The sequence below is a fragment of the Aeromonas genomosp. paramedia genome, from assembly GCF_023093515.1.
Classification (GTDB): domain Bacteria; phylum Pseudomonadota; class Gammaproteobacteria; order Enterobacterales; family Aeromonadaceae; genus Aeromonas.
Genome location: NZ_JAAROG010000020.1, coordinates 196,610 through 213,646 on the forward strand (window position 1 = coordinate 196,610; position 17,037 = coordinate 213,646).

Genomic DNA, 17,037 nt, shown 5'->3' on the forward strand with positions numbered 1-17,037 from the left:
TCGCACTGCGAGGGCTTTTTGTTGTCTACCCGAGGCTGCCTTACTGGCGGATCAGGCGGTAGATGGCGTAGCCGGGATGCTTGGCGTCACTCATCGGCAGGGTGGACTGGTACGCCAGATCCGCCCCCGCCAGGGCCTTGGCCTCCTCACCCGGAGAGGAGTAGAGGCGCACGTCAACGCCTGCGGGCAGCGCCTTCATGTGCCAGTTGTTGTTGGCCGCCGGGCTGAAGCCCGCCGGATTGGCAGCAGACTGGGACTTGAGGTACTGGGCGATGATCTCCCGCGTCTCGAAGGGATCTTCGTGCACAATGTTGCTGCCGTCGATGCCCGGGAAGTGACCGCCGCCGCTGGCGCGGTAGTTGTTGGTCACCACGTAGAACTTCTGGGCCGGATCCATGGGCTGGCCGTTGAAGGTGAGGCCGCTGATGCGCTGACCGTCGCTGACCTTGAGCCCCTCCTTGCTGTAACGGGCCGGCTGGGTGATGTCCACCTCGTAGCTCACCCCGTCGATCACGTCGAAGTTGTAGGTGGGGAAGCTCTCGTTCACCAGCCACTGCACCTCTGTCTTGCCTGTGTCTATGCGGTTGAACTGGCCGGCACTCATCTCCAGCCACTCCTTGACGGTGGCCCCGTTCACCTCGACCACCTGCAGGGTGTTCGGATAGATGTAGAGGTCGGAGACGTTGCGCAGGGAGATGTCCCCCTGAGCCACATAGGTGAAGTCATTGATGCCGTTGCGACCGCCACGGAAGGGGGCCGCCACCGACAGGATGGGGTAGGGCTCCTTGAGCAGACCGTCTTTTTGCAGTTGCTCGGCGTGCTGACGCTGGGCATCGCTCACCAGTTGCACCGAGGGGTCGTCCTGCACCAGGGCGAAGAAGCTGTGGATGGGGGAGGTGATCTTGCCAAGGGGCTCGTCCAGCCACTGGTTGGTGGCGTCGTGATCCGCCTGCACCAGGTCCACCACCCGCTGATCCACGGCGCTGCCCTCGCTGGAGTCGATCTTGCGCAGGCTGGCCTGGCTCTGCTTCACCTGCCACTTGCCGTCCACCTGTTCCAGCTTGAGGTCTATGATGCCGAGGTGATTGCCCCAGTAGCCGGGCATCACGGTCGGAATACCGCTCAGGGTACCGGCCTGGTTGTCCACCTCGGGCAGGTCAGGGAAGTCGCCGGGGAAGTTCTTGTGGGCATGGCCCAGCATCAGGGCATCTATCCCCTTCACCTTGGCCAGGTGCCAGGCGGAGTTCTCCATCATGGCCTCGTAGCTGTTGGCATTGATGCCGGTGTGGGCCACCACCACCACCAGATCGGCCCCCTTGGCGCGCAGCTCGGGCACATAGTGGTTGGCGGTCTCGACCATGTCGGCCACCACCACCTTGCCTTCCAGATGGCGCTTGTCCCACTGCAGCACCTGGGGCGGCGTCAGACCCAGGATGCCGACCCTGACGGTCTGTGACTGGCCCTTGTCATCCGTTACCTGACGCTCCAGCAGCAGATAGGGGGTGAACTTGTTGCCGCTCCAGTCGATTTGCCCCTTGGCGTCGCGCTTGAAGGCGCCCGCCTCGAACACGTTGGCGTTCACATAGGGGAACTCGGCCCCCGCCAGCACCTTGCCGAGGTAATCCAGGCCGTAGTTGAACTCGTGGTTGCCGAGGTTGCCCGCGTCATAACCCAGCTCGTTCATCGCCTTGAACACCGGGTGGGCCTGCTTCTCGAGGTAGCCGGCACCGGACTGTTCGAAGATGTAGTCCGCCAGCGGCGTGCCCTGGATCAGGTCACCGTTGTCGAGCAGCAGGTTGTTGGGGTTCTCGGCGCGGGCGGCGCGGATCAACAGGGCGGTACGGGAGAGGCCGAACTTGCGATCCTCCTTGTTCTGGTAGTAGTCATACCCCAGCACGTTGGAGTGGATGTCGGAGGTCTGGATCAGGCGCAGGGAGACTGTCCCCGGCTGCGCCTTGCTGTCATTTTCATTGCTGCAGGCAGTCAGCAGCACGATGGCGGCGATTGCCCCCAGCTTCATGGAGTTATTCACTGTCTTTTCCCTTTTATTATGAGTAACGCTTTACCAGCGGCGGGAATTTAACAGACGAATATGTCAGCAGATGACTCCGGGACTCATTTTTATGAAGCCCGGCACAAAAATAGCCTTATGAGGCCAGCAGAGCCCCGCTGGCCAGCTTGACCGCCAGCACCAGCATTATGATACCAACAACCATATCAATGACTTGCTGCACCCTGCTCCGGGCAAGCCAGGGAGAAAGCGCCGCCGCCCCGACCGCCAGCCCGTAGAACCACACCAGGGAGGCCAGCATGGCCCCTGCGGCGAAGGCGGGCCGCAGATCCTCGGCAAACTGGCTGCCGAAGGAGCCGAGCAGCATCAGGGTATCCAGATAGACGTGGGGGTTGAGCAGGGTCACCCCCAGCGTCATGGCCAGCACGCTCTTGACCCCCATCAGCTGGGGAGAGTCCGCCAGGGCAGCCCCCTGCCCGCGCCAGGCACTGCCAAGGGATCGCACCCCGAACCAGCCGAGAAACAGCACGCCGCCCCAGGTCAGCAGCGCCAGGCCGATGGGGCTGGCCGCCAGCAGGTTGGCTCCGCCAAACACCCCTATGCCGATCAGCACGAGATCGCACAGGCAGCAGAGGGTCGCCGCCAGCAGATGGTGGTTGCGGTGAATGCCCCGGCTCAGCACGAAGGCGTTCTGGGCACCTATGGGGATGATCATGGCAAGGCCGAGGGTAAAGCCTTGCAGTGTGGTCGCGAACATGGACAAACCTTTGTGTGGGAGATCTGGGGGCACTATAAGGGGAGGCGTAAAATCAGAGAAATTCATTCATTTTCTGATGCATTCAAAAAACTGATAAGACGGGGCAAAAAACGACATCTGGCAGGCTGTCAATTGCAGGATCTGACAATTGTGGCCCCGGGAGCCCGCCCCGAGAATCGCCGGAGTGACAAGATCGGCTTGGGGCAGTGGGTGATGGCGACAGAGGAGAGACCGGGCGACAGGTCAGCGTCACCCGGCCGGCATTCACTGCAACAGTCTGGGGAAGTTGGTGACCACGACCTGCTCCAGATTCGGCAGCAGTATGCCGCTGCTGACCCCCTTGGCGATGGCCTGGTAGCGATTCATCGACCCCGTCTTGCGGGTGACCTGGTTGAGGTGGTAGTTCACGGTGCGCTCGGTGATCCCGAGGATGCAGGCGATCTCCCCCGATGTCTTCCCGTCGCTGGCCCAGAACAGACACTCGGTCTCTCTTTCCGTCAGGGCCTCCTGGGGATCATCCTCCCTCATGCTTTGGCGCACTATCCGGATCGCCGCCTCGAAGATGTAGTTGGACATCCAGGAGAGGATGGGCGAGGACTCCAGCAGCAGGTCGCTGGACGCCCGCTCCCGGGTGATGAACGACAGTATGCCGTTCTCCCCCGCCGCCCCGTGCAGCGGAAACGAGATGCCGTTGCGCAGCCCGAACTCCGCCGCCAGCCCCATCACATCCATGCTCCCCTCTTGCAGGAAGCGCGCCTTCTCGTCCAGCCGGTTCCAGTAGATGGGCAGGGTCTGCGTGCGGGCGAGCTGGATGATGGGATCGCAGGCCAGCATGTTGTTCACCGTGTAGGCCTGCACCCAGGAGTCGGGGCACTGGTTGAACAACACCACCTTGGGCCTTTGCATCGACATGGGCAGGATGAGCGCGAATCGATAGTAGTCGTAGCCCATTCCCAGGGTGAAGCGGCCGATCAGCTCGGCCAGCCGGTTTCCATCCGTTACCAGCGTGAAATGTTCCAGATACTCAAGCAGTTGGTCGCGTGTCATAGGCTAGCCTCCCCTGGCCAAGGCCTTGGATTATAGCGCCTAACCATGAAATGGAGAGACATGAATGCTTGTTTTCAAAGGAAAATTGAAAGAACACCCCAGATGGGAGGTCGAAAACGAGCTTTATCGCTTTCGCAAGCGCGTCTTCTCCGATCGGCTCGGCTGGGACGTGGAATCCCACCGGGGTCTGGAGCGGGACAGCTTCGACAAACCCGATACCCACTGGGTGCTGATTGAAGATGAAGAGGGTCTGTGCGGCTGCATCAGGCTGCTCAGCTGCGCCCAGGACTACATGCTGCCCAGCATCTTTCCCGGTGCCCTCGCCGGCGAGCGGCCCCCGCGCGGCGCCGATGTCTGGGAGCTGACCCGGCTCGCCATCGATGCCGGCCGCGCCCCCGCGCTCGACAACGGCATCAGCGAGCTGACCTGCGTCATCTTCCGCGAGGTCCATGCCTTCGCCAGGGAGCAGGGGATCCGGGAGCTGGTGGCCGTGGTCAGCCTGCCGGTGGAGCGCATCTTCCGCCGCCTCGGCCTGCCCATCGAACGGCTCGGTCACCGTCAGGCGGTGGATCTGGGGGCCGTGCGCGGGGTCGGGATCCGCTTCCATCTGGACGAGCGCTTCGAGCGCGCCGTCAGCCGTCCCCTGCGGGGGCAGTACGCTACGGCCGGGGAACTGCTCGGCATGAGCTGACCCCATAAAAAAGTCCCGGGCTGACACCCGGGACCAAAACTCTCGCTATGGCCCGTTTCCACCCCATGCAAAAACGGACCGAATGAGTATCTTATGAATCTCACTCTGTCGCTACTGTCACATCTCACAGTGGCAGCCCCGGGATGCCCCCACGCAGTGCCCGTCGTATGGCCCGGTTGTTCTCCCGCCCCCGCTCCAGTAGCATCCTTGTTCAATCCCCTTCTCTGATAAGGAGCGCTGATGAAGACGCTGGACTACAAGCTGCTGCTGGCGCTGGATGCCGTGATGCAGGAACAGAACTTCGAGCGCGCCGCCCAGCGCCTGCACCTCACCCAGTCCGCCATCTCCCAGCGCATCAAGCAGCTGGAGCAGCAGTTTGCCGAGCCGCTGATCATCCGCAGCCAGCCCCTGCAGGCCACCCCCCTCGGCCAGAAGCTGCTGGCCCACTACCGTCAGGTACGCCAGCTGGAGCTGGAGCTGGCGGGGGAACTCTCCCCCAGCGAGCCCCAGGCGCCGATCCGGGTCAGCATAGCCGTCAACGCCGACAGCCTGGCCACCTGGTTCCTGCCCGCCCTGGCGCCACTGCTGGAGCAGCACCCCATAGAGCTGAACCTGCTGGTGGATGACGAGAGCCGCACCCTGGATCGGGTGCGCGAGGGCCAGGCGTTCGGCGCCGTCAGCCTGCAACCCCAGCCGCTGGCAGGCTGCTGCGTCGACGAGCTCGGCGAGATGCGCTACCTGCTGACCGCCAGCCCCGCCTTCGTCGCCCGCCACTTCCCCCAGGGGCTCACCCCGGCGGCACTGGCCAAGGCACCGGCGGTCGCCTTCGATCAGCGCGACGACATGCACGTCAGCTTCATGGCCCGCCACTTCGCCCTGGCCCCCGGCGGCTACCCCTGCCACACGGTGCGCTCGTCCGAGGCCTTCGTCGCCATGGCCGAGCAGGGGCTGGCCTGCTGTCTCATCCCAGAGTTGCAGATCCGCCAGCAGCTCGCACAGGGGCTGCTGCTCGATCTCAGCCCGGATCTCCACCTGGTCGAGCGCCTCTACTGGCACCGCTGGGTGCTGGAGCGGGGGCTCCACAAGCAGATCTCCTTGCGCCTGATCGAGCAGGGTCGCCGGGCACTGCAACCCCGCTGAGCGGGCCATTCACCTTGGCTTTGGAGGGGTAAAAACGTATAGTGCTGGGCGATCCGTCATCAGGTCTCCACCCAGGTTTTCCACTTCAGGTTCCTCACTTATGTTCCAAGACAATCCGCTGCTGGCCCAGCTCAAGCAACAAATCCGCGAAAACATCCCCAAGAAAGAGGGTGTGATCCGCGCCTCCGATCGGGGCTTCGGCTTCCTGGAGGTCGATGAGAAGACCAGCTATTTCGTGCCGCCTCCCTACATGAAGAAGGTGATGCACGGTGACCGGGTGAGCGCCCTGATCCGCACCGAGAAAGAGAAGGAAGTGGCGGAGCCGGATGCCCTGCTGGAGCAGGCGGTGACCCGCTTCGTCGGCCGCGTCAAGATGTTCCGCGACCGCCTCAACGTGGTGCCTGATCACCCCCTCATCAAGGACGCCATCAAGGCCCGCGCCAAGAAGGGTCTGGACGAGAAGTCCTTCAAGGAAGGGGACTGGGTAGTGGCGACCCTCAAGCGCCACGCCCTGGTGGATGGCAACTTCTCCGCCGAGATCACCCAGCTCATCGCCGACAAGGATGATCACAACGTGCCCTGGTGGGTGGTGCTGGCGCGCCACAACCTGGCCCAGATCGAGCCGGCGGACCTGCCCGAGTGGAACGTCATCGAAGAGGAAGAGCTGCCCCGTCGCGATCTGACCCAGGTGCCCTTCTTCACCGTCGACGGCGCCAAGACCAAGGACATGGACGATGCCCTGTCCATCCGCAAACTGGACAACGGCTGGGAGCTGCTGGTGGCCATCGCCGACCCGACCGCCTATGTGGCGGAAGGCAGCGAGCTGGACCAGGAAGCCGCCAAGCGCGCCTTCACCGTCTACATGCCGGGCCGCAATGTGCCCATGATACCGCGCACCCTCTCCGACGAGCTCTGCTCCCTGAAAGAGGGCGAGGAGCGCAACACCCTGTGCGCCCGCCTGCTGATCGCCGAGGATGGCCTGCTGCTGGAAGAGACCGAGTTCTTCGCCGCCCGCATCGTCTCCCATGCCCGTCTGAACTATGACGACGTCTCCGACTGGGCCGAACACGGCAAGGAGCTGACCATAGATGCCGGCGTCCTGGCCCAGCTGCCGCTGATGAAGGCGATGACGGAGGCGCGGATCAAGTGGCGCACCGAGCACGCCCTGGTGTTCCCGGACCGTCCCGACTACGACTTCGAGCTGGGGGAGAACGGCGCCGTGCTGGCGATCCACGTGGAGCCTCGCCGCATCGCCAACCGGATGATCGAGGAGTCGATGATCGCCGCCAACATCTGCGCCGGTCGCGTATTGGGCAAGAGCGTCGGTTACGGCATCTTCAACGTCCACACCGGCTTTGACGAGGAGTCTCTCGACGGCGCCATCGATCTGCTCAAGAGCGCCGAGGCGCCGTTCGAGAAGGAAGAGATCGCCAGCCTGTCCGGCTTCTGCGCCCTGCGCCGCTGGATCGACAGCCTGGACACCCGCTGGCTGGACGGCAAGATCCGCCGCTTCCAGAGCTATGCCCTGATGTCCGCCGAGCCGGGTGCCCACTACGGCCTGGGCCTGGATGCCTACGCCACCTGGACGTCCCCGATCCGTAAATACGGCGATATGGTCAACCATCGCCTGCTCAAGGCCGTCATCGCCGGCAAGGCCCCGGGTGAGCGTCCGAGCCAGGAGCTCACCGAACACCTGACCGAGTGCCGCCGTCTGCACCGCAGGGTGGAGCGCGACATCGGCGACTGGCTCTATGTCCGTTACCTCCAGGCCGCAGCCGGTACCGATCAGGTGTTCAACGCCGAGATCATCGACGTGATGCGCGCCGGCCTCAAGCTGCGCCTTCAGGAGAACGGCGCCGTGGTCTTCATGCCTGCCCGCCATATCCTGGACAACAAGGACAGGCTGGAGTGCAACTGGGACAACGGTCGCGTCTACCTGGACAAGACCGAAGTGGTCTATGAGCTTGGCCAGATCATCGAGGTGAAGCTGAGCGAGGCGGTGGAAGAGACCCGCTCCCTCATCGCCAAGCCGGCGGTGGCCCTGGTGCCGGGTCCGGCCCCGGAAGCACCGGCTGCCGAGAGCCCAGCGAGCGAGAGCAGCGAGGCGGCGGCCGACGCGGCCCCCAAGGCGGAATAAGCCCCGCCCCCCTGCATGCCAAGAGCCCGCAATACTGCGGGCTTTTTTTATGGGCGCGGCAACCCGGCAGAAACATCAGGAAGGTGAATGGGCGGGGTCGGCCTCTGCTTGCATCTGTGCCGACACTGCTGCCGACACTCTCATCTTGCCGCTGCGGGCATTGGCAGGCGTCGCCAGGGAGGCCAATCAGGGCCTGCCAAAGGAGGCGGGACAGAGCCCGAATGGCCGAAAGTGCGGGGAGCAAAACTGAAAGTGGGTTACAAAACCACTGATTCATTGATTAGTAGTTGATGATGGCGCGAGATCCATCGTCGTTACCCTCTGATCTGGCGCCACCAGATGTGCTCCAATTGGCTACAAATGATGGCTTTGTGACAGGAATCACATTGACACAGGGTTTGCGCAAACGACAAAAGGTGAGGTGCATCACATTAAAATGCCGTTCACGATGGGAAAGATCGAAATGTAGCCAAACTACAGCGCCCGAATGTGATCGGCGTCACTGTGTTGGGAGGGGGTAGGTCGGGGTATTTGAGAGCTGAGTCACAAGACACCCCGTTTTCAGCCTAATTTGATCACAAGCTGGTAGATTGAAGTTGCTTAGACGACAGGGATGGGGGTTCGGCAAAACCCGTCATCCCGACTACCACTTTTAATCACACAGGCTTAAAACGGGGTCCCGACATGTTATCACCGGATACCAAAGTCAAGATACAGAATTTTGGACGCTTCCTGTCCAATATGGTCATGCCCAACATAGGCGCCTTCATCGCCTGGGGTTTCATTACCGCCCTCTTCATCCCCACCGGCTGGCTGCCAAACGAAACCTTGGCCAAGCTGGTCGGCCCCATGATCACCTATCTGCTGCCCCTGCTGATTGGCTATACCGGCGGCAAGCTGATCGGGGGTGAGCGGGGTGCCGTGGTCGGTGCCATCACCACCATGGGCGTCATCGTGGGGACCGACATCCCCATGTTCATGGGCGCCATGATGGTCGGCCCGCTGGGTGGCTGGGCCATCAAGCGCTTCGACAAGGCGATGGAGGGCCGGGTCAAGAGCGGCTTCGAGATGCTGGTCAACAACTTCTCCGCCGGCATCATCGGCATGTTGTGCGCCATCCTCGCCTTCTTCGTGATCGGTCCCTTCGTCAAGGTGCTCTCCGGCGCCCTGGCCGGCGGTGTCGACTTCCTGGTCGCCCACAGCCTGCTGCCGCTGACCTCCATCTTCGTCGAACCGGCCAAGATCCTCTTCCTGAACAACGCCATCAACCACGGCATCTTCTCGCCGCTCGGGATCCAGCAGGCCACCGAGCAGGGTCGTTCCATCTTCTTCCTGATCGAAGCGAACCCGGGTCCGGGTCTGGGGGTGCTGCTGGCCTACATGGTGTTCGGCCGTGGCGCCGCCAAGCAGTCCGCCGCCGGTGCCTCCATCATTCACTTCTTCGGTGGCATCCACGAGATCTACTTCCCCTATGTGCTGATGAACCCGCGCCTCATCCTGGCGGTGATCGCTGGTGGCATGACCGGGGTCTTCACCCTGACCCTGTTCAACGCCGGTCTGGTCTCCCCCGCCTCCCCGGGCTCCATCTTCGCCGTGCTGCTGATGACGCCGAAAGCCTCCCTGATCGGGGTGCTGCTCTCCATCATCGCCTCCGCCACCGTCTCCTTCCTGGTCGCCGCCGTGTTTGTTCGCGCCCAGCAGCCGGAAGCCGACGAGGCCGATGCCCTGGGTGAAGCCACCCGCAAGATGAAGGCCATGAAGGGTGCCAAACCCGAGACCACAGCGGCCAAGAAGCCGGGTGCCGAGCTGACCGCAGTGCGCAATATCGTGGTCGCCTGCGATGCGGGCATGGGCTCCAGCGCCATGGGCGCCGGCATGCTGCGCAAGCGGGTGCAGGCCGCCGGTCTCGACATCAGCGTCACCAACCGTGCCATCAACAACCTGGACGATCAGGTAGATCTGGTCATCACCCACAAGGATCTGACCGACCGTGCCCGCCGTCATGCGCCCCACGCCCGGCACATCTCCCTCTCCAACTTCCTCGACAACGCCCTCTATCAGGAGCTGGTGCAAAACCTCAGCCTGGCCAATGCGGCCAACGACGACGTGGCCAACCCGCAACTGCTGGTGGCGGCCAACGACGACAGCTACGAGCCGCAGGCCGCCGAGGTCTTCACCCTGAGCCTTCAGGACGTGCATCTGGGCCTCAAGGCCGAGAGCAAGGAGGCCGCCATCCGGGCTGCCGGCAAGCTGCTGGCGGAGCGGGGCTATGTGGCGCCCGACTATGTCGACGCCATGCTGGAGCGCGAGCAGCTGGTCTCCACCTACCTCGGCGAGTCCATCGCCGTGCCCCACGGCACCATAGCCGCCAAGGAGCACGTGAAGCGTACCGGCATCGTCATCTGCCAGTACCCGGCCGGGGTCGCCTTCGGCGAAGCGGCCGACGAGGTGGCCCGCCTGGTGATCGGCATCGCCGCCCGCAATGACGAACACATTCAGGTCATAACCCGCCTGACCAATGCACTGGATGAACCCGGTCTCATCGACCGGCTGGCCAGCACCCAGGATCCCCAGGAGTTCCTGGATCTGCTGGGGGCCGAACAGGCTGCCTAATCGTCCTTCATCGTCTTTGGTTGTAGAGGTTAATATCATGAAAACATTGCATTTTGGTGCCGGCAACATAGGCCGTGGCTTCATCGGAAAACTGCTGGCGGACGCCAGCCATCAGGTCACCTTCGCCGACGTCAACGAGACCCTGATCGATCAGCTCAACCACCGCCAGGAGTACAAGGTGCACGTGGTAGGCACGGATCAGAAGCTCGACGTGGTGCGCAACGTCGCCGCCGTCAGCTCCGCCGGACACGAGGTGATAGCCCGCATCATCACCGCCGATCTGGTGACCACGGCGGTGGGCCCCAACATACTGGACAAGATCGCCAGCACCCTGGCCAAGGGGCTGCAGGCCCGCTTCGATGCCGGCAACCTGACCCCCCTCAACGTCATCGCCTGCGAGAACATGGTACGCGGCACCAGCCACCTCAAGCAGGAGGTACTCAAGTACCTGCCGGTCGCGTATCATGCCACCCTCGACAACTGCGTCGGCTTCGTCGACTCGGCGGTGGATCGCATAGTGCCCCCGGCCGCGGCGAACGACGATCCCCTGGAGGTGACGGTGGAGAGCTTCAGCGAGTGGATCGTCGACCAGACCCAGTTCAAGGGGGAACTGCCCCAGGTGGCGGGCATGGAGCCCACCGACAACCTGATGGCCTTCGTCGAGCGCAAGCTGTTCACCCTCAACACCGGCCACATCGTCATCGCCTACCTCGGCAAGCTGAGGGGCTATCGCACAGTGCGCGAGGCGATCGAGGATCCGCTGATCCGCAGCAAGGTGCGCCGCGCCATGGAGGAGAGCGGGGCCGTGCTGGTGAAACGCTACGGCTTCGACCCGCGCCTGCATGCCGCCTACATCGAGAAGATCCTGTCCCGCTTCGCCAACCCCTATCTGGTGGATGAAATCGACCGGGTAGGTCGCCAGCCGCTGCGCAAGCTGGCGGCGGGGGACAGGCTGGTGAAGCCGCTGCTCGGTACCCTGGAGTACGGCCTGCCGAGCGATCACCTGCAGGAGGGCATAGCCGCGGCATTGCACTATCACAACGACGACGATCCCCAGGCGGTGGAGCTGCAGGCCCTGCTGGCAGAGTTCGGCCCGGCCGGGACCCTGGCCCGCGTCACCGGCCTGGATGAGAACAGCGATGTGGTGCGCACCATAGTCGCCCGTTACAACAACTTGAAGTGACCCCATGGGGCGCACTCGCCGGCAGCCCGAGCGCGTGCTCCCCATATGATAGAAACCGGGAGAGAGGCACTCTCTCTCCCAGTCAGCCGGACCCTGAGCACCTATGACCACACACCAGGAAGATGATGTACTGGAGCGACTGAACGAGCAGGATGGCCCCCGCGGCTTCTTTCTCGAGGTCGTGACCATCCTGGAAGAGGCGGTCGACTCCCTGATGCGGCGAGCCTTTCGCCAGGAGGAGTATGCCGTCAAATACGCCATCGAACCCCTGCTCAACCAGAGCGGCCCCCTCGGCCAGCTGGAGGTGCGCCTCAAGCTCATCTTCGCCCTCGGCCTCATCTCCCTCGAGCACTACCAGGATCTCGAGGCCTACCTGAAGATCCGCGATTTTCTGGTGCGCGACCCCAAGGATTATCGCTTCAGCGACAAGCCGATCCGCGACCTGCTAAGCCGCCTGCATGCCATCCATCAGACCAGCATGATGCCGCAGGATCCCCCGGCCAACGAGGAGGACTGGCCCCTCTATCAGATGCAGCTCAACCGGCTCGATCAGATGGTGCGCTCCGCACTGGTGCTGGCGGTGACCGACTGCGTCACCGAACTCCACAAAGAGAGCCCCATCTGATCAGGCCAGCCCGCTGAGGCTACTCCCGGGATCCCGGCCTCCCCGAGGCCGCCTCTACCGGGTGTCAATTTGCCCTCCTTCCCCGCTACACTACTCCCAACCCCATTACCCACCCGAGGTTGGCATGATTGCACTCTCTCTCGCCGGGATCGCCCTGATCTCCCTGCTCGCCCAGTGGCTCGCCTGGTCCGTGCGCGTCCCCGCCATCCTGTTCCTGCTGCTCAGTGGCCTCTTGCTCGGCCCGGTGACGGGCGTACTCGACCCGGACCAGTTGCTGGGGGAGCTGCTGTTTCCGCTGGTGTCGCTCTCGGTCGCCATCATCCTGTTTGAAGGGGCCCTGACCCTGCACCTGACCGAACTCAAGGGGATAGGCAAGGTGGTACGCAACCTCTGCTCCACCGGCATGCTGGCCAGCTTCGCGGTCATAGGCGCCGCCAGCTACTGGCTGCTGGGGCTGGACTGGCGGGTCGCCATGGTGCTCGGTGCCGTGCTGGTGGTCACCGGGCCGACCGTGGTCGCCCCCATGCTCAGCGTCATTCGGCCGGTACGGGAGGTGGACAAGATCCTGCGCTGGGAAGGGATAGTCATCGATCCCATCGGTGCCCTGTTTGCGGTACTGGTGTTCGAGGCGGTACGCCTCGGCAGCCAGGGGGATCTCATCGATCACACCCTGCTGGCCCTGGCCAAGACGGTGGGGGTCGGCTCCCTCATCGGGATGGCGGCTGGCTGGATCACCACCCTGATCATGCGCAAGGACTGGTTGCCGGTCAGCCTGCACAAGTTCGGGGTGCTGGCCCTGGTGCTGGTCACCTTCACCCTGTCGGACTGGCTCAGCCACGAGTCCGGCCTGCTGGCGGTAACCGTGTTCGGCATCTGGCTCGCCAACCAGGAGGGGCTGGATCTGGAGGAGGTGCTGGCCTTCAAGGAGGATCTCGCGGTCATCCTCATCTCTTCCCTCTTCATCCTGCTGGCGGCCCGCCTCGATCTGGCGCAGCTCTGGCAACTCGGCCCCATGGTGCTGGTGCTGCTCTGCGTGGTGCAGTTCGTGGCCCGCCCGCTCTGCATCCTGGTCTCGACCCTGGGCTCGGATCTCCCCTGGCGCGCCCGCGCCCTGCTCGCCTGGATAGCCCCCCGAGGCATAGTGGCGGCGGCGGTCAGCGCCTCCTTCGCCATCAGCATGCACGAGGCCGGCATTGAAGATGCAGACAAGCTGGTGCCCCTGGTGTTTGCCGTGATCATCTTCACCGTGGTGCTGCAGAGCCTGACGGCGACCCCGCTGGCCAGGCTGCTCGGCATGCGCCAGCCCGCTCCCGACACCTGGCTGCTGATCGGCGCCAATTCGGTGGCCCGCGCCATCGGTCGGGCGCTGGCGGATCAGGGCATCCCCGTCCATCTTTCCGATCCGGCCTGGGAACATTGCAAGCTGGCCCGCATGAGCGGCCTGCCCTGCTATTTTGGCAATCCGCAATCGGAACACGCCGAGCTGCACCTGCCCCTCACCAGCATCCATACGGTGCTGGCGCTTTCCCCCAACCGTCACAACAACGCCCTCGGGGTGCTGCACTTTGCCCACCTGTACGGGGAGGAAAAAGTCCACTCCCTGCGCTCCAGCGAGCAGCACGGCAAGGCGAACCGGGAGAGCGCCACCTTCCGCGCACGCCAGGATCTGTTCGGGCCAGAGATGAATTTCGCCCGCCTGAGCGGCCTGCTGAGCCGGGGCGGCCAGATCAAGGCGACCCGCCTGAGCGACGCCTTTGACTGGACCCAGTATCAGGAGGCCAATCCAGGCGCCATTCCCCTGTTCATCGTCGATACGAGGGGAAAACCCCGGGTCGTCACAGGCCCGGTGTCACCGCTGGCCGGTGAGCTGCTGATCGCCCTGCAGCCGCCACGGGAGCCCCAGGCGGCTTAATGCGCCGACGATCCGGCTCCCTGCGCCTGCGTCCGCCGCGGGCGACTAGACTTGAGGGTGGCGCCATGAGTCACAGGAGGGTGTCATGACAGTCAGCGAATTGCGTGCGCTTCACCAGCAGCACAGGTTCAAGGAGGCGGAGATCATGCACGACATCATCTCCCCCGGCTGGATAGTGGAGTTTCGGGGGCAGGACGGCCACCTCTACGTGATGACGGACACCCTGGGGTGCCCGATGAGCTTCTCTTCCACCGAGGAGGCTCGCGACCATATCCACCTGGTGGCCGATTGCCCCATCCAGGTCGAGCACCTCTATCGCTTCTTCGAGCGTTGAGACTGATGCCAGCAAAAAGGCTCCCTAGGGAGCCTTTTTTCATTCCGGCTGCAGCGGCTCGGCTTCCTTGCTCTCCAGCCGTCTGACCGGCTTTTGCAGGATCAGGTTGGCCGGGTAGGTCACCAGATCGCCGTTGTCATCCCGCACCCGCAGGTAGAACAGGCCTATCTCGGTGATGACGCCGGTGACTGAGTCATCCTTGTCGAGAATGCGGATCCGGTCGCCGATCTTGTAGGGGAAGGCGAAGAAGATGGTGATGCTGGCGGTGATGTTGGAGAGGATCGACCACTGAGCCACCATGGCGACCCCGAGCACGGCGAAGAAGGAGGAGGCGAGCACCACCAGCCGGGAGAAGTCGAGCCCCCACACCCCCGCCAGGATCAGCAGGGTGGCGCAACCGAGCAGGAAGTGGAACACATGCTCCACGTAGAGCACCCGGTTCTCACTCACCTGCCGGCTCTGGCCGAGCGCCATCAGGCTCTTGTGAATGAGGCCGCGGATCAGGGTATGCCCCAGCAGCAACAGCAGGGTCACACCAAAGGATTCCCATGTCGTCATGTGCGCTCCTTACCACCAGCGCCGATATTTGAGCCAGACCGCCAGCCCGGTCGCCAGCGTCAGCAGGGAGCCACTGAAGACCCAGAAGGCGGCAGGACTCTCGGCCCCCGGTATGCCCCCCAGGTTGATGCCAAACAGGCCGGTCAGGAAGGTAGCAGGCAGGAACAGCAGTGCCATCACCGACATCTGGTAGGCGCGGCGGTTGGTCGCCTCCGCCATCAGGTTGTTGATCTCGTCCGCCAGCACGGCGGTGCGGGCCACCCCGGCATCGAGATCGTCCAGCCAGCGCCGCAGCCGATCGGCGATGTCGAGCAGGCGGCGGCGATCGTCCTCGTCCAGCCAGCTGATCTTCTCGTTGGCGAGGCGCGCCACCAGATCCCGCTGGGGGGAGAGATAGCGGCGGATCATGATGAGCTGCTTGCGGATCAAGGCCAACCGGCCATTGGCGGGCAAGTCGCGGGTCAGCACCCTCTCCTCCAGTTCCAGGATCTGATCGTGCAGCTCCTCGACAAACTCCCCCGCCCGCTCGGTCAGGGCATCGCAGACTTCCACCAGCCAGTCGGCAGGGGAGTCCGCGCCCCCTCCCAGTTTCAGCTGCTCGAAGACGTCCTTTTCCGACAACAGAGGACGGCGGCGACTGCTGATGATGAGATCCGGCGTGATGTAGATGCGCAGCGCCACCATCTCCTCGGGGCGGTGATCCTGGTTGTGGTTGATGCCACGCAGGATCAGCAGCACTGTCTCCCCCATCCGCACCAGCTTGGGCCTGTTGCTCTGACCGAGCAGGGATTCGCGCGCGGCGTCATTGAGCAAGGGGGTCTGCAACAGCCAGCGGGCCGCCTCCGGATTGCCGTAATCCAGATGCACCCAGCTGGGCTGGGCTGCCGGGATCTCGCTGCCTGTGGCCAGCGGGGTCATGCCCCCCTTGCCATCCAGGGTCAGGCCATAAATTACGTCACTGGGCACCCGATCCATCTCGTCTCCTTCTCGTTCATGCTCAGGCCCCAGCTTACACGAAAGCGGGGGCCGACTCAGCCCCGCACCGGGAAGGGGGCGCCTGTGCTACCATGCCTGCTCTCGTTTCATGCCCGTTTCAACTACAGGAAGCCATGCCATGTCCATCTGGGTCGATGCCGATGCCTGCCCCATTCCGGTCAAGGAGATCCTCTACCGCGCCGCCCACCGCGCCCAGGTTGTCACCACCCTGGTGGCCAATCAGGGGCTGCGGGTTCCCCCCTCTCCCTTCATCAAGACCCAGCAGGTGGAGAAGGGTTTCGATGTGGCGGATCATGTCATTGCCCAGCAGGTTCAGCCCGGCGATCTGGTGATCACCGGCGACATCCCCCTCGCCTCCTGGGTGATAGATGCCGGCGGCGAGGCGCTCAATCCCCGTGGCGAGATCTACACCCGCGAGACCATCCAGGCCCGGCTCGGCATGCGTAATTTCATGGAGGAGCTGCGCTCGGCCGGGGTGCAGACCGGCGGCCCGGCCCCCTTCAACGCCGCCGACAAGCAGCGCTTTGCCAATGCCCTCGACAGATGGCTGCTCAAGGGCAAGCTGACCTGAGTCATCGCAACAAGGCATCATGGCCTGGCTGACGATGAGCCCCTGCCACAGATGGCAGGGGCTTATCGTTTGCCGACCCATCCTCCCCCTCACCTGGCGCCACGCTTGACCCACAGACGACGCCCCACCCACTCCCCGTGCCAGTCCCGCCAATAAGATTTATTTCTGATATAACTTTTGGTGTCAATTTAGTCACAAACTAATATTTTTAATTCTATCGGTATCGATTGAATTATCAATGTCGCTATCCTAGACATATTAAAACACCACAAATAATAATTTAATCAGTATTGGTTTGACCAATTACCACCATGCCTAAAGGATGCCTAAAATACCTACCAAATATTGAGTATGTCTGACCAATAAAAGTAAAACCCAATCATAACAACACCTTTTATGATTTCATTATTCGTTCAATATTGAGGCGGCCATGGCTGCAGGATTCGCTGTTCCCATACAGGA

The 17,037-nt window shown here is 63.2% G+C and carries 13 protein-coding genes and 1 pseudogene; 9 read left to right on the plus strand and 5 right to left on the minus strand.

Annotated elements, in window-relative coordinates:
• Window positions 1-40: 40 nt before the first annotated feature.
• From HB860_RS16515 to HB860_RS16525, 3 genes are all read right to left on the minus strand, one after another.
• A complete protein-coding gene (locus tag HB860_RS16515) occupies window positions 41-2,020 on the minus strand; it encodes a bifunctional 2',3'-cyclic-nucleotide 2'-phosphodiesterase/3'-nucleotidase (protein ID WP_247627443.1) in 1,980 nt (659 codons plus the stop codon).
• Window positions 2,021-2,147: 127 nt separating this feature from the next.
• Window positions 2,148-2,768 (minus strand): L-lysine exporter, encoded by a 621-nt coding sequence (gene lysE / locus HB860_RS16520; protein WP_139438811.1) that lies wholly within the window; start codon window positions 2,766-2,768, stop codon window positions 2,148-2,150.
• Window positions 2,769-3,032: 264 nt separating this feature from the next.
• On the minus strand, window positions 3,033-3,815 hold the full coding sequence (locus HB860_RS16525; protein ID WP_005324972.1) for a LuxR family transcriptional regulator: 783 nt from the start codon (window positions 3,813-3,815) through the stop codon (window positions 3,033-3,035).
• Window positions 3,816-3,879: 64 nt separating this feature from the next.
• On the opposite strand from HB860_RS16525, the gene HB860_RS16530 reads away from it, so the two are divergent.
• The 8 genes and pseudogenes from HB860_RS16530 to HB860_RS16565 all read left to right on the plus strand — a co-directional run bounded on the left by HB860_RS16530 (window position 3,880) and on the right by HB860_RS16565 (window position 14,450).
• Entirely contained in the window at window positions 3,880-4,506 is a 627-nt protein-coding gene (locus HB860_RS16530; protein ID WP_247627322.1) for an acyl-homoserine-lactone synthase, read from the plus strand.
• 240 nt (window positions 4,507-4,746) lie between these two features.
• Window positions 4,747-5,646 (plus strand): LysR family transcriptional regulator ArgP, encoded by a 900-nt coding sequence (locus HB860_RS16535; RefSeq protein ID WP_139438815.1) that lies wholly within the window; start codon window positions 4,747-4,749, stop codon window positions 5,644-5,646.
• 100 nt (window positions 5,647-5,746) lie between these two features.
• The gene (locus HB860_RS16540) at window positions 5,747-7,783 is read left to right on the plus strand and encodes an exoribonuclease II (RefSeq protein WP_247627323.1); all 2,037 of its coding nucleotides are present in this window, start codon (window positions 5,747-5,749) and stop codon (window positions 7,781-7,783) included.
• Window positions 7,784-8,467: 684 nt separating this feature from the next.
• The gene (locus HB860_RS16545) at window positions 8,468-10,396 is read left to right on the plus strand and encodes a PTS mannitol transporter subunit IICBA (protein WP_043140732.1); all 1,929 of its coding nucleotides are present in this window, start codon (window positions 8,468-8,470) and stop codon (window positions 10,394-10,396) included.
• Window positions 10,397-10,433: 37 nt separating this feature from the next.
• Entirely contained in the window at window positions 10,434-11,579 is a 1,146-nt protein-coding gene (locus HB860_RS16550) for a mannitol-1-phosphate 5-dehydrogenase (RefSeq protein WP_247627324.1), read from the plus strand.
• Between the two features lie 103 nt (window positions 11,580-11,682).
• Window positions 11,683-12,204 carry an MltR family transcriptional regulator gene (locus HB860_RS16555; protein WP_025325560.1) on the plus strand — a complete coding sequence of 174 codons (522 nt, stop codon included), beginning with the start codon at window positions 11,683-11,685 and terminating at the stop codon, window positions 12,202-12,204.
• A 30-nt stretch (window positions 12,205-12,234) separates the two neighbouring features.
• Window positions 12,235-14,116: pseudogene (locus HB860_RS16560) on the plus strand (cation:proton antiporter).
• Between the two features lie 85 nt (window positions 14,117-14,201).
• Entirely contained in the window at window positions 14,202-14,450 is a 249-nt protein-coding gene (locus HB860_RS16565) for a hypothetical protein (RefSeq protein WP_139438825.1), read from the plus strand.
• 39 nt (window positions 14,451-14,489) lie between these two features.
• Here HB860_RS16565 and HB860_RS16570 read toward each other — a convergent pair whose 3' ends face one another.
• Window positions 14,490-15,008 carry a mechanosensitive ion channel domain-containing protein gene (locus HB860_RS16570; protein WP_139438827.1) on the minus strand — a complete coding sequence of 173 codons (519 nt, stop codon included), beginning with the start codon at window positions 15,006-15,008 and terminating at the stop codon, window positions 14,490-14,492.
• Window positions 15,009-15,017: 9 nt separating this feature from the next.
• A complete protein-coding gene (zntB, locus tag HB860_RS16575) occupies window positions 15,018-15,983 on the minus strand; it encodes a zinc transporter ZntB (RefSeq protein WP_139438829.1) in 966 nt (321 codons plus the stop codon).
• Between the two features lie 139 nt (window positions 15,984-16,122).
• Between zntB and HB860_RS16580 the strand changes: the two genes are divergently transcribed.
• Window positions 16,123-16,575, plus strand: coding sequence for a YaiI/YqxD family protein (locus HB860_RS16580; RefSeq protein ID WP_247627326.1), 453 nt, complete (start codon window positions 16,123-16,125; stop codon window positions 16,573-16,575).
• The last annotated feature ends 462 nt before the right edge of the window (window positions 16,576-17,037 follow it).

Excerpts from the sequence above, each read along its gene's own strand:
- HB860_RS16540 (WP_247627323.1), top strand. The coding sequence starts at position 5,747 with ATGTTCCAAGACAATCCGCTGCTGGCCCAGCTCAAGCAACAAATCCGC.
- HB860_RS16555 (WP_025325560.1), top strand. The coding sequence starts at position 11,683 with ATGACCACACACCAGGAAGATGATGTACTGGAGCGACTGAACGAGCAG.
- HB860_RS16545 (WP_043140732.1), top strand. The coding sequence starts at position 8,468 with ATGTTATCACCGGATACCAAAGTCAAGATACAGAATTTTGGACGCTTC.
- HB860_RS16550 (WP_247627324.1), top strand. The coding sequence starts at position 10,434 with ATGAAAACATTGCATTTTGGTGCCGGCAACATAGGCCGTGGCTTCATC.
- HB860_RS16565 (WP_139438825.1), top strand. The coding sequence starts at position 14,202 with ATGACAGTCAGCGAATTGCGTGCGCTTCACCAGCAGCACAGGTTCAAG.
- lysE (WP_139438811.1), bottom strand. The coding sequence starts at position 2,768 with ATGTTCGCGACCACACTGCAAGGCTTTACCCTCGGCCTTGCCATGATC.
- HB860_RS16535 (WP_139438815.1), top strand. The coding sequence starts at position 4,747 with ATGAAGACGCTGGACTACAAGCTGCTGCTGGCGCTGGATGCCGTGATG.
- HB860_RS16580 (WP_247627326.1), top strand. The coding sequence starts at position 16,123 with ATGTCCATCTGGGTCGATGCCGATGCCTGCCCCATTCCGGTCAAGGAG.
- zntB (WP_139438829.1), bottom strand. The coding sequence starts at position 15,983 with ATGGATCGGGTGCCCAGTGACGTAATTTATGGCCTGACCCTGGATGGC.
- HB860_RS16570 (WP_139438827.1), bottom strand. The coding sequence starts at position 15,008 with ATGACGACATGGGAATCCTTTGGTGTGACCCTGCTGTTGCTGCTGGGG.
- HB860_RS16530 (WP_247627322.1), top strand. The coding sequence starts at position 3,880 with ATGCTTGTTTTCAAAGGAAAATTGAAAGAACACCCCAGATGGGAGGTC.
- HB860_RS16515 (WP_247627443.1), bottom strand. The coding sequence starts at position 2,020 with ATGAAGCTGGGGGCAATCGCCGCCATCGTGCTGCTGACTGCCTGCAGC.
- HB860_RS16525 (WP_005324972.1), bottom strand. The coding sequence starts at position 3,815 with ATGACACGCGACCAACTGCTTGAGTATCTGGAACATTTCACGCTGGTA.